Source organism: Dellaglioa algida DSM 15638 (genome assembly GCF_001434695.1).
In the GTDB taxonomy this organism is placed as follows: domain Bacteria; phylum Bacillota; class Bacilli; order Lactobacillales; family Lactobacillaceae; genus Dellaglioa; species Dellaglioa algida.
The window spans coordinates 43768-56047 of record NZ_AZDI01000007.1 but is presented as its reverse complement, the minus strand read 5'-3'; the positions used below and the strand labels follow the sequence as shown (position 1 = coordinate 56047).

Sequence of the window (12280 nt, the reverse complement as noted above, 5' to 3'; positions counted from 1 at the left end):
AATGGAGGTAGCAAATATGATTAAATTAGGTATTATTGGTACGAATTGGATTACTGGTCAATTTATTGAAGCGGCTCATGAATCAAAAGAATTCAAATTAACGAGTGTTTATTCAAGATCCGAAGCAAAAGCTAAAGATTTTGGTGAACAATATGGGGCAACGAATTTCTATGATAATGTGACAGATTTTTTTGCTTCTGATTCATTTGAAGCCATCTACATTGCATCCCCAAATAGCTTACATTTTGAACAAATTAAATTAGCAATTAAAGCGGGTAAAAAGGTCATAGCTGAGAAGCCAATGGTGTCGAACCCAACAGAAATGGCTGAAGTTCAAGAGGTTCTAAAAAAACATCCTGAAAGCCAACTTTTTGAAGCCGCGCGTCAAATTCATCAAGAAAATTTCAAAATTATTGAACAAAAAGTAACGGTGATGGAAACAATTCAAGGGGCAACCTTAACTTATATGAAATATTCATCACGTTATGATGCCATTTTAGCTGGTGAAGAACCTAATATTTTCTCACCAAAATTCTCCGGTGGTGCTTTACAAGATCTTGGCGTCTATGTTGTCTATGATGCCATTGCTTGGTTTGGTGCACCACTCAAAGTGCAATATTACCCAACGATGTTACCAACGGGCGTTGACGGTAAAGGTGTCGCAATTCTAACTTACAAAGACTTCAATGTCACGTTGAACGTCGGGAAGACGGCTAATTCGTATTTAATGAGTGAAATATATGGGTTGAAAGATACTATTGTGATGGATAACGCCGCAGAATTAAATGAGGTTGTTTATCGAGATGGCTCTGATAAAGAAGACATGTTGAGCCAATTCCCAGCAAAAAATCCAATGTTAGCTGAAGCAAATGCGTTTGCTAGGGTAATAAATAATCCTGGGGATGCTGCAAGTATTGCGGACTACAAGAAGTGGCAAGCACTTAGTATAGCGGTTAACCAAGTCCTGTTTGATTTAAGACAAAGTGCCGGAATTGAATTTCCAGCTGATCATAAATAAGAATTACTGAGATAAGTTTCCATGAATCAATGGAAGCTTATTTTTTATATGCTATACTTAATTATTAAAACTAATCCTAGAAGTTAAAAGAAAGAGACTAAAATGAATCCAAAATTTGATGCATATTTTAAAGAACAAGGTTTTGAAACACGGTCACCTATTCAAGAAGCAGTTTATGAACCCCTAAAAACTGGTGAAAATGTCCTTGGTTTAGCACCAACTGGATCAGGTAAGACATTGGCATTTAGCTTGCCATTACTTGAAAGATTAACACCAAAGGATGGCATCCAGTTACTTGTTATCGCGCCTTCACAAGAATTGGCTATGCAATTAGCAGGCGTAATCCGTCCGTGGGCTAAAGAACTTGATTTAAAAGTTCAAGCAATTATTGGTGGCGCAAATATGAAACGCCAAATTGAAAATTTAAAGAAAAAACCTGAAATTATTGTTGGAACTCCAGGTCGTTTATTAAATTTGGCCGAAGATAAAAAAATTAAGTTGCACAAAGTTATGTCAGTCGTGATTGATGAAGCTGATGATTTATTAACGGACGAAACATTAACGACTTGTCGTGAGTTAATTAGCCAAGCTCCCGCAGGTATTCAATTAAGTTTCTTCTCTGCAACTGAAACAGCAATTTTAGATGATTTAAAAAAATGGTTTGGCGCAGATGTGACGACTTACGATGTTCGTGACGTTGACCAAACGCAGGGAATCGTTCACCATTATGCAATTGAAACACCAACTCGTAAACGTCAGTCAACGTTACGTCGTCTGGCAAATGTAGATGATTTCTATGCCTTAGTTTTCTTTAATCAATTATCATCCCTACAAGATATGGCTCAGAAATTAAAATACGATCATGTACCAGTTGCTGTTTTAGACAGTGAACAACGCCAAGTTAACCGGGCAAATGCCTTATCGCAATTGCATAAACATGAGATCAAACTGTTGTTAACAACGGATGTTGCTGCTCGAGGCCTAGATATCCCGATGTTACCAGCAGTTGTTAATTATGATATGCCAAAAGATATTACGTCGTATATTCACCGTGTCGGCCGAACGGGACGGATGGGTGCTGAAGGAATGGTTATTAATCTTGGAAACGAACATGATTTACGAACGTTAAAACAAGATTTAAAAAATACGCCATTTGAAATTGAAAAAGGCTACTTATACGAGGGTGCTATTGTCACTAAACGTCCAGAACGTGCGGTTGAACCTAAAGTTAAAAAGCCTAAACCAGTTGAAGTAAAAGCTAAAACTGCTGTGGGCCAAAAAGAATCTGATGAACCAATTAAGAAACCGCACCGTAAAATTCGTTTGAGAAATCAAAAGAATAAAGGAAAAAGACGTAAACCTAAAGCAGAACATTTCGATTAATGAGAGTAATCATCCAAAGTTATTTGGGTGATTTTTTTATTGCCCTCATCTGTAAGCGATTGCAAGAGTGGCGTTACCGTGCTATATTTAAAGAAGTTAATCTAGACATAAAAGGAGTTACATATGGCCATGACAAATATTAAGTTAGATAAAAATCATTTTGACGGATACTTTGATTTATCAATTTATGCATTTAATAAAACCGTTTCAGCTGAAAGAAAAACCTTTTTCAAAAAGTTATATGACCATTCATCTGACTGGGGTTCCGTTGAGTCGGGTCAAGTGGTCAGTGGGGTGATTAATACACCGTTAATGACTAATTTTCATGGTGTCTCGTTCAAAATGGGTGGAATTGGTTATGTCGCAAGTTATCCTGAATTTGCTGGGCAAGGTAGTATTGGTCAATTAATGAATTTAGCTTTAGATGAAATGTATCAAGATGGAACAACGCTATCTTATTTAGCCCCATTTTCATATCCGTTCTATCGTAAGTTTGGGTATGAAGCAACGTTTGACCAAACTGTTTACCGAATGAATGCGAAGGATTTGCCTCGATTAAAAGTGAAGGCAATTGGCCATGTTGAACGCCACCCATATTCAGAAGTTAAAAATGACCTTAATGAAATATACAAAAAGAATCAATTATCACAACAAGGTGGAATTGAACGGGCAGAATGGTGGCTAACGTATTCTGCCGAAAAACATCCTAATTGGGAGACGGCCGTTTATTATAACGAGGCAAATGAACTAGAAGGATACCTCGTATATCAAAGAGAAGCTAATGAATTTAAAATAGTCGAATGGGTTTATCAAACAAGTGAGAGTTGGCTTCAATTACAAAACTTCGTGATTAAACATCAATCAGCATATGAATGGTTTAGCTATGAGAGCCCAATTGGTCAACCGTTACCAGATTTGTTGGCTAATCCACAAGTTGACGTGAAAATAAAACCATATATGATGGCAAGAATTGTGAATGTCGCTGATTTTTTGATGCGTTATCCTTACCAACATGATTTTGATGCGATTGTGATTCAAGTTAAAGATACCAATATTGCCGACAATGAAGGTCAATGGCAAGTTAGCCATATAAACGGGCAGACGACAGTAGAAAAAATAACGGATAAAGAGCCAACTTTAGTCACTGATATTCAGAATTTAACGCGTAGTATGATGGGTTATCGAACAATGAAACAATTAAAACAGTATGGGTTTTTATTGGGTGACGTAACTGTGTTTGATCATGCGTTGATTAAAGATCAACCGATACTAAGTGATTACTTCTAAGGAGATAACGAATGGAATATAAAAAAATGAGCCATTTTCCAACGGATTTTTTATGGGGTGCTTCTTCGGCGGCCTATCAGATTGAAGGTGCCTACCGAGAAGACGGGAAGGGTTTATCAGTTTGGGATAAGTTCGTTCGAATTCCCGGAAAAACCTTTAAAGGAACCAACGGTGATGTTGCCGTTGACCATTATCACCGTTTTAAAGAAGACGTTGCTTTAATGAAAGAACAGGGATTAAAAGCTTACCGTTTTTCAATTGCTTGGACACGAATTTTTCCTGAAGGAAAAGGACAAGTTAATCAAAAGGGAATCAATTTTTATAATCGGTTAATTGATGAACTGATTGCCAATCGGATTGAACCCGTTGTGACTCTCTATCATTGGGATTTACCTCAGGCTTTGCAAGATGAGTATGGCGGTTGGGAGTCACGTGAAATTGTGACCGATTTTACGAACTACGCCAAAACATGTTTTGATGCATTTGGTGATCGTGTTAATTATTGGGTATCATTGAATGAACAAAATGTCTTTATTTCACATGGCTACCAAATGGAAAGTCATCCCCCAGCAGTTAATGATGAAAAACGGATGTACGCCGCAAATCATATTGCTAATTTAGCAAATGCCTCAGCGATTAAAACATTCCATGATGGCCATTATCAAGGTGGAATCGGACCCAGTTTCGCTTATAGCCCGGGTTATGCGGTTAATGGCGACCCTAAAAATCAAGTTGCAGCAACTAACTACGAGGATTATGCTGCTCATTTTTGGATGGATGTCTACGTTTACGGTCGTTATCCCAAAATGATTTATAAATGGTTAACTGAGCGTGGAACGGCACCTGTGATTACCGAAGCAGATCGGGCCTTGTTAATTGCTGGAAAACCAGATTTTATGGGATTAAACTACTATCAGACGCAGACAATTGCGGCTAATCCGTTAGTTGGTGGTGTTGGACTTGCAGCAGAAAATAATACAGGTAAAAAAGGGACCAGTTCTGAAAGTGGTGTTCCAGGGATGTTCAAGACAACTAATAATGAATTCTTAAAACAAACCGATTGGGATTGGAATATTGATCCCGAGGGACTAAGAATTGCTTTAAGACGAATTGATAGTCGCTATGACTTACCCGTCCTGATTACTGAAAATGGACTTGGCGCTTACGATAAATTAGAAGAAGACCATCAGATTCATGATGACTACCGAATTTACTTTATTAATGAACATATCAAGGCGATTAAAGAAGCCATATCTGATGGCGTTAAAGTAATAGGCTATACAACGTGGAGCTTTACAGACTTGCTAAGTTGGTCAAATGGGTACCAAAAACGTTACGGTTTTGTTTATATTGACCGCGATGAAGAAAGTGCGAAAGAATTAAAACGTTATAGGAAGGACTCGTTTTACTGGTACCAAAAAGTGATTCAGGAGAACGGTCAATATTTATAAAAAAATAAAGCTATTGTTGATTGCGCTTACATATGGTGGTACACTAATAGATGAAATGAGTGTTACTGATTCGATCAGGCATGACCTATTGATGGAGATGTGTAAATGTCTGTATTTATGGGTCTTTTTTTATGGAAAGGGGGGTGGTTTAATGTGAAGTTTGTTAAAAATTTTAATAACAACGCGGCTTTAGTTGAATCATCCGATAATATTGAGTGGGTCGTTATCGGTAATGGGATTGGATTCGGCTATCACGTTGGAGATATCATTGATGACGCTAAAATTGACCGCCGTTTCAAGGCTGAGGAAGATTCAGATACAATGAAACTCATATCAGGATTTGATGCGCAGGTTTTAGAGGTTGCTTCAGCACTTGTTAATGTGGTTGAACCTTTAATTAACGTTAAGTTTGACGACGTTCAATTCTTAGTTTTGGTTGATCATCTGCAGTACTCGCTCAAAAAGAACAGTGATGAAATGTTTTTGAATGACCAATCTGTTCACTGGGAAATAAAAAAATTATTTCCAGTTGAATTTAATGCTGCAGAGGCCGGAATTCAAAAAATTGAGTCGGAGTTCAATCTTTCGGTTCAAAAAAATGAACTTATTTTACTGACATACCATCTCATTAACGTCAAAGAAGGCGGACATGCCGTCCAAGATTCGATGAAAATGTCAGAGCTTATTTCAGGAATTATTAATATTATTCAATTAGATACTGGTATTATTCTCGACGAAAAGACCTTTAATTATAGTCGGTTTGTGTCACATTTACGTTATTTATTCATTAGACATTTTAATAATACCGAGATTGACCGTGCAGAACTTGATCCCGAGTTACTCGCGATGATGATTAGTCGTTACCCAGAAGTCTATAAGACTGTGGAAAAGATTGTGCATTATATTAGAGAACGTGCCAATTGGGATTTACAAGCGGATGAACAAGTTTACTTAGTGCTACACATTTGGCGCGTGACCCACAGGCAAGAAGAAAATTAAATAAATCGATAATTAGGTGTGTTATTGCCATTTATAAGCAAGCATAAACCCAGTTACTTATTTCAGACTCAGCTTTTTTTGAGTCGGAATGAATAGCTGGGTTTTCATTTACAAAAAAATAAAAGGAGTGATTATAATGAGTTACGATAAATTAGCTAAAGATATTCTAAAAAACGTGGGTGGGGAAGCCAACGTTAACAGTGTCGTCCATTGTACAACGCGACTAAGATTTAAATTGAAAGATGAAGACAAAGCTAACACGGATATTTTAAAAGATATGGATGGCGTTGTTACAGTTGTTAAAAGTGGTGGCCAATACCAAGTGGTGGTTGGTAACCAAGTACCAGAAGTTTATGATGAATTGGTCAAAGGGAGCGGACTTGCCGGAGACGGAATTGTACCAGATGATGACGGCGAAAAAATGAAACCGCTTGATGCGTTCATCGATATGATTTCAGGTATTTTCGCACCAACTTTAGGTGTCTTAGCTGCAACAGGTATGATCAAAGGGTTAGTTGCCATGCTTGTCGCATTTAACTGGGTGGCAGCAACATCTGGAACTTATATCATTTTAAATGCGTTGGGAGATTCTTTCTTCTACTTCTTTCCAATTATTTTGGCTTACAGCGCAAGTAAGAAATTCCACGTTAATCCATTGTTGGCAATGGTGATAGGGGCATCCCTAGTCTATCCAACAATTGTGGCCCAATTACCAGCAACACTGGCCGCAACGGGTGGTAAGGCACTTTATACTTTATTTGCAGGAACCATTTTTGAATCACCTATTTACATGACATTCTTAGGTATTCCGGTGATTATGATGAGTTATGCATCGTCAGTTGTACCTATTATTGTGTCAATTTGGTTTGCATCAAAAGTTGAACCCTTTTTCCAAAAAAGGATTCCAGAAGTTGTTCGAACATTCTTGGTACCAATGTTAACAGCACTTGTAGTCGTTCCAATTACCTTTATATTCATCGGCCCCCTTACAACTTGGGCCAGCGATATCGTCGCAACCGGATTTTCGGCAGTTTATTCACTTAGTCCAATTGCTGCTGGGGCAGTGCTTGGTGGTTTATGGCAAGTCCTTGTTATTTTTGGGTTACATTGGGGACTTATTCCGCTCGCACTTCTCAATATTTCAACACAAGGGTCAGATCCAATTTTAGCTTTGATGCTGGGTACAACATTTGCCCAAATCGGATCCGTTTTAGCGATCACAATTAAAACTAAAAATAATAAATTGAAAGCACTTGGTTATTCATCATTTATTTCAGGTATATTTGGTGTCACGGAACCCGCTATTTACGGGATTACCTTGCCTCGTAAAAAACCATTTGTCATTACATGTATTTCAGCCGCTATCGGTGGGATGATTCTTGGGTTATTTGGAACAAAAGGTTACCTACTTGGTGGATTAGGAATCTTCTCAATTCCAAGTTACTTAAATCCTAAAACAGGGATTGATATGTCATTTTACGCCGTACCAATCGCAATTGTAGTTTCATTCGTTTTATCATATGTCCTAACAATGATGTTCGGGTTAACAAAAGCGGATCAAGAAGTCCCTGTTGTGGCTGAAACAACGAACGCTACGACAACTGCTTCAGCTCCAGTGAAATCAGAACAAGTTGAAGAAGAAGTTCTTGTTAGCCCACTTAAAGGCCAAGTATTACCTTTAGCTGACGTGAAAGATCCGGTCTTTAATTCTGGTGCAATGGGTAACGGAATTGCTATTTTACCTGAGATAGGTCAACTATATGCACCAGCCGATGGTGTCATTTCACTCGTTTTCCCAACAGGGCATGCGGTTGGCATGAAAACAGATAGTGGTGCTGAAATCTTGATGCATATTGGGATGGATACGGTTGAATTAGGTGGTAAATTCTTTGAAATTCAAACTGAAATGGATAAAGTCGTTAAAAAGGGCGATTTGTTACTTAAGTTTGATATTGATGAAATTAAAAAAGCCGGATATGAAATTATTACGCCGATTATTGTAACGAATACACCAAGATATAAAGAAGTTAACCCAATTGCTAAAGAACAATCAAATGTGATTGTTGGCGATGATTTACTGGATTTAGAAACTAACTTAGGGGGCAAATAGAATGACAAAATCAAATTTTCCAGATAATTTTTTATGGGGTGGCGCAACGGCGGCTAACCAATTTGAAGGGGCATATGATGTTGATGGTAAAGGATTATCATTAGTAGATATCCTACCAGATGCCCATCATGGTCGTTGGGATTACTTATTTAACGCAAAAGAAGCAATGAAAATGGAAGAAGACTTCTATCCTAGTCATGAATCAGTTGATTTTTATCATCATTACGAAGAAGATTTACGATTAATGGCGGAAATGGGGTTCAAAACATTCCGGATGTCAATTAGTTGGCCACGAATTTTTCCACAAGGTGATGAAAAAAAACCAAATGAAAAAGGCTTACAATTTTATGACAGAGTGATCGATTTATGTATTGAATTGGGAATGGAACCACTTGTGACGATTAACCACTTTGATACGCCACTGGGTATGTTGAAGAAAATGAATGGTTGGGCTGATCGTCGAATGATTGATAATTATTTGAATTTTTCGCGCGTATTATTCATGCGTTACAAAGATAAAGTTAAATATTGGCTGACATTTAATGAAATAAATATGATTTTACACATTCCATTATTGGGTGGCGGGCTAGATTTAGAAGGTATCGATAATCCTGAACAAGTTAAATATCAGGCGGCGCATCATCAATTGGTGGCCTCCGCATTAGCGACTAAGATGGCGCATGAAATTAATCCGGATTTCCAAATTGGATGTATGTTGGCAGCCGGAGTAACTTATCCTAATACGCCGAATCCAAAAGACATCTTTGAAGCAATGACTAAAGATCGAGAAGGTTATTTCTTTATCGATGTTCAATCACGTGGCTACTACCCAAGTTACTCGGCAAGATTGTTCAAAGATATGGGTGTATCTATTGAAATGGCTGATACTGATGCGGCAGACTTACTTGAAAATACGGTTGACTTTATTTCGTTCAGTTACTATTCATCACGTTTAGCTAGTGCTGATCCTGAGATGACGGACACAACTGCAGCGAACGTCTTTGAAAGTTTAAAAAATCCTTATTTGAAAACGAGCGAATGGGGTTGGCAAACAGATGGTCTTGGGTTAAGAACAACCATGAATCAAATCTACGACCGTTATCAGAAACCTTTATTTGTAGTTGAAAATGGATTAGGCGCAAAAGATATTGTGGAAGATGGCGATAAGATTCATGATGAGTATCGGATTTCTTATCTTAGTGAGAATATTCAGGCGATGGGCGAGGCAATTGCGGACGGGGTCGTTTGTTTAGGCTATACATCATGGGGCTGTATTGATTTAATCAGTGCCGGTTCCGGAGAAATGGCAAAACGTTACGGATACATCTATGTCGATCGAGACAATGATGGAAACGGAACGTTGAACCGACTAAGAAAAGATTCATTCTATTGGTATCAAGACGTCATTAAAACAAATGGCGTAGAATTATAAACAAATAAGAGGATTGAATGCGATTAAAAAACGCGTTCAATCCTTTATTTGTCAATAAATTAACTACGAGCGTAAATTTTATTTTTTTAGAATACCTAAATCAATCATAGATTGTGCGGTTGTAATGACGGATTCTTTAGCGGAACGAGGGTGCCAACCTAATAAATCGATAGATTTTGCGTTGCTTGTATCGGCATATTTACCAACTAAAGAGGCAACCATCCGTAAATTTGGACGGAAGATAGCCGCAAATTTGACGACGCCATTAGGAATTGTTTTCTTAGGTAATTTGTTGGCATAACTTGGAAAAGCATCTCTTAAAATGTGAGCTAAATCTAGCATAGAAAGTGTTTCCCCAGTCGTTGCCAAGAAACGTTCACCATTTGCTTTTTCCGAAGTCATCGCGAGGATGTGCAAGCTGGCAACATCACGGACGTCAACGTAACCCGAGTTAACATTTGGAACTGCTCTAATGTCGCCATCCATCATTTGTTGAATTTGAATATTTGAATGTGAGTAAACAGATCCTAAGCCGGGTCCCATAACGGCAACCGGATTTACAACAGAGAGTTCTAAATTGTGACCCTCATTTTGAATGAAATCCCAAGCGGCTTTTTCTGACAATGTTTTTGATTTTTGATAAGGATGGATATGAGTATCTTGTAAATTAGACCAATCTTTTTCAGTGTAAGGCATTTGACGGTTATGATGACCGGCAAAAACGGCACCATAAGCTGATGTTAGAACAACGCGTTTAACATTAGCATTTTGTGCTGCCCGTAAAATCATGAGGACGCCATTTACAGCAGGATTAATCATTTCTTCTTCATGTTTGAAGTTTAGTTTTGGCGTGGGCGATGCAACGTGCATCACGTATGAGACGCCTTCCATTGCTGCCGGCCAATTTTTTTCACTGGTTAAATTCGTTTCAATAAAAGATAAATCTTGGTTATTTTGAATACCGCTGCTGAGCATAATTTCTTTAATATAGTCGGCTTTTGCCATTGAACGGACAGTTGCTCTAACGGCATAGCCTTGTTGTAATAGTTGTAAAATAATATGTGAAGCGATAAATCCACTACCACCTGTGACCAAAACTAATTTTTTCATTTGAAGTACCTCCTAAGTTACGTTACACTTGTAACGTCAATAACGATATATTAGGTTAAATGACAGGAAAATTCAAGTGAAGAGTCAGCATCTGTGACAGAATGGAGAATGTGTTATGTCAGCGACCAACCACTCACAACTAATAAAAAAAGATTCTGAAGACTACTTAACTACGGCATTGTTGCAATTACTAAAAACGAATCAACTAACTGATTTAAGCGTGACTCAGGTAGTTAAGCGAGCAGGTGTCAGTCGAATGGCATTTTATAGAAATTATAAAACGCTTGATGATATTCTTATTCGTTATTTAACGCCCATTTTCAATGAGAGTTTCGACGATGTGAGTAAGGGTTTAACCCAAGAAGATAAACTGCGAGCCATGGCACATCTATTTGATGAACTGTCGGATCCATTGGATTTAGCAATGAAGCAGGGATTCGAAACCATCGTTCAACAAATATTTAATGAAAATATCATTCGGATGTATCAGAAACAAAATATATGGTCGGGATTAGTGCCAGACAATCAAAAATATTATACAAACTTTATGGCGGCTGGTGTCTATGGTATTTGGCGTGAATGGCTGTTGAGTGGAAAGAAAGAACCACTCGTTAATATCCAACGTTTGATTACCAATATTCAGGCGTCACTTATTGCATCGACGATTAAATATAAATAAGCCGCAACCATAATTGAAATGGTTGCGGCTTATTTGGTATGTCCCTGATCAGAGTCGAACTGATGACCTACCGCTTAGGAGGCGGTTGCTCTATCCAGCTGAGCTACAGAGACAAAAGACTAGCTACTTCATTGTAAATGGCGACAATAAAGAAGTCAATTTGATTTTACATAGAAGTATTCAAAATTATGGTAGAATACAACTAACGATTAGTGAGGATGTGAGCGGCATGAACGGAAAAGATAGACAAGAAAGTATCAAAGAGCAGCTATATAATAATGCGAATGCAATTAGTGCGAATCAATTTGCGCAACAATTCAAAGTTAGTCGACAAACAATTGTGGGTGATATTGCTTTGTTAAGAGCACAGGGTGAGCAAATATTAGCCTCATTCAACGGCTATACTTACGATCAAGCACCTAATAAAATCATTAAAATGATTGTTTGTAAACATCGAGTTGACCGTGTGCAAGAAGAATTAGAGCTCTTAATTCGAAACGGTGCAGAGGTTCAAAATGTAACCATTAACCATGAGATCTATGGGGAATTATCAGGAACGTTACTGATTAAAACGGAAAATGATATTAATGAATTTATGACAAAACTTAATGGACATAAAGGCCGATTGCTATCAGAATTAACGGCTGGTATTCATACGCATCTCATTAAAGTAGCATCAGAAGAAAGTTTTACTAAAATTCAACAAGAACTATTTGATGCTGGTCTTGGTTATCAAACGGATTAGGTTGACAAGACACCCGGATATTTGGCATACTCTACTTTAGAAGGTGTAAAGACACCCTCGTAAATT

The 12280-nt window shown here is 37.8% G+C and carries 10 protein-coding genes and 1 tRNA gene; 9 read left to right on the top strand and 2 right to left on the bottom strand.

The features are described 5' to 3' along the window. Positions 1 to 16 precede the first annotated feature (16 nt). The 7 genes from FC66_RS05655 to FC66_RS05625 all read left to right on the top strand — a co-directional run bounded on the left by FC66_RS05655 (position 17) and on the right by FC66_RS05625 (position 9680). Positions 17 to 1018 carry a Gfo/Idh/MocA family protein gene (locus FC66_RS05655; RefSeq protein WP_057974419.1) on the top strand — a complete coding sequence of 334 codons (1002 nt, stop codon included), beginning with the start codon at positions 17 to 19 and terminating at the stop codon, positions 1016 to 1018. Positions 1019 to 1120: 102 nt separating this feature from the next. Next, entirely contained in the window at positions 1121 to 2401 is a 1281-nt protein-coding gene (locus FC66_RS05650) for a DEAD/DEAH box helicase (RefSeq protein WP_057974418.1), read from the top strand. 129 nt (positions 2402 to 2530) lie between these two features. After that, a complete protein-coding gene (locus tag FC66_RS05645) occupies positions 2531 to 3688 on the top strand; it encodes a GNAT family N-acetyltransferase (RefSeq protein ID WP_162253178.1) in 1158 nt (385 codons plus the stop codon). An 11-nt stretch (positions 3689 to 3699) separates the two neighbouring features. After that, entirely contained in the window at positions 3700 to 5139 is a 1440-nt protein-coding gene (locus FC66_RS05640; RefSeq protein ID WP_057974416.1) for a glycoside hydrolase family 1 protein, read from the top strand. Positions 5140 to 5292: 153 nt separating this feature from the next. Then, on the top strand, positions 5293 to 6138 hold the full coding sequence (locus FC66_RS05635; RefSeq protein WP_162253177.1) for a PRD domain-containing protein: 846 nt from the start codon (positions 5293 to 5295) through the stop codon (positions 6136 to 6138). Between the two features lie 136 nt (positions 6139 to 6274). Continuing rightward, complete coding sequence (locus FC66_RS05630) at positions 6275 to 8248, top strand: beta-glucoside-specific PTS transporter subunit IIABC (protein ID WP_057974414.1); 1974 nt, start codon at positions 6275 to 6277, stop codon at positions 8246 to 8248. A 1-nt stretch (position 8249) separates the two neighbouring features. Continuing rightward, on the top strand, positions 8250 to 9680 hold the full coding sequence (locus tag FC66_RS05625; protein ID WP_057974413.1) for a 6-phospho-beta-glucosidase: 1431 nt from the start codon (positions 8250 to 8252) through the stop codon (positions 9678 to 9680). A gap of 78 nt (positions 9681 to 9758) precedes the next feature. Here FC66_RS05625 and FC66_RS05620 read toward each other — a convergent pair whose 3' ends face one another. After that, positions 9759 to 10790, bottom strand: a complete 1032-nt coding sequence (locus FC66_RS05620; protein WP_057974412.1) for an SDR family oxidoreductase — start codon at positions 10788 to 10790, stop codon at positions 9759 to 9761. Between the two features lie 115 nt (positions 10791 to 10905). Here FC66_RS05620 and FC66_RS05615 point away from each other — a divergent pair, with 115 nt between their 5' ends. Next, a complete protein-coding gene (locus FC66_RS05615) occupies positions 10906 to 11469 on the top strand; it encodes a TetR/AcrR family transcriptional regulator (RefSeq protein WP_057974411.1) in 564 nt (187 codons plus the stop codon). A 39-nt stretch (positions 11470 to 11508) separates the two neighbouring features. Here the strand turns inward: FC66_RS05615 and FC66_RS05610 are convergent. Beyond that, positions 11509 to 11582: transfer RNA gene (locus FC66_RS05610), tRNA-Arg, on the bottom strand. Here FC66_RS05610 and FC66_RS05605 point away from each other — a divergent pair. Continuing rightward, the gene (locus tag FC66_RS05605; RefSeq protein ID WP_083478971.1) at positions 11555 to 12214 is read left to right on the top strand and encodes a transcription repressor NadR; all 660 of its coding nucleotides are present in this window, start codon (positions 11555 to 11557) and stop codon (positions 12212 to 12214) included. The genes FC66_RS05610 and FC66_RS05605 overlap by 28 nt on opposite strands. Positions 12215 to 12280: the final 66 nt, after the last annotated feature.

What these genes read in the sequence shown, in the direction of transcription:
- FC66_RS05615 (WP_057974411.1), top strand. Translation starts at nt 10,906, where the DNA reads ATGTCAGCGACCAACCACTCACAACTAATAAAAAAAGATTCTGAAGAC.
- FC66_RS05650 (WP_057974418.1), top strand. Translation starts at nt 1,121, where the DNA reads ATGAATCCAAAATTTGATGCATATTTTAAAGAACAAGGTTTTGAAACA.
- FC66_RS05640 (WP_057974416.1), top strand. Translation starts at nt 3,700, where the DNA reads ATGGAATATAAAAAAATGAGCCATTTTCCAACGGATTTTTTATGGGGT.
- FC66_RS05620 (WP_057974412.1), bottom strand. Translation starts at nt 10,790, where the DNA reads ATGAAAAAATTAGTTTTGGTCACAGGTGGTAGTGGATTTATCGCTTCA.
- FC66_RS05630 (WP_057974414.1), top strand. Translation starts at nt 6,275, where the DNA reads ATGAGTTACGATAAATTAGCTAAAGATATTCTAAAAAACGTGGGTGGG.
- FC66_RS05625 (WP_057974413.1), top strand. Translation starts at nt 8,250, where the DNA reads ATGACAAAATCAAATTTTCCAGATAATTTTTTATGGGGTGGCGCAACG.
- FC66_RS05645 (WP_162253178.1), top strand. Translation starts at nt 2,531, where the DNA reads ATGACAAATATTAAGTTAGATAAAAATCATTTTGACGGATACTTTGAT.
- FC66_RS05655 (WP_057974419.1), top strand. Translation starts at nt 17, where the DNA reads ATGATTAAATTAGGTATTATTGGTACGAATTGGATTACTGGTCAATTT.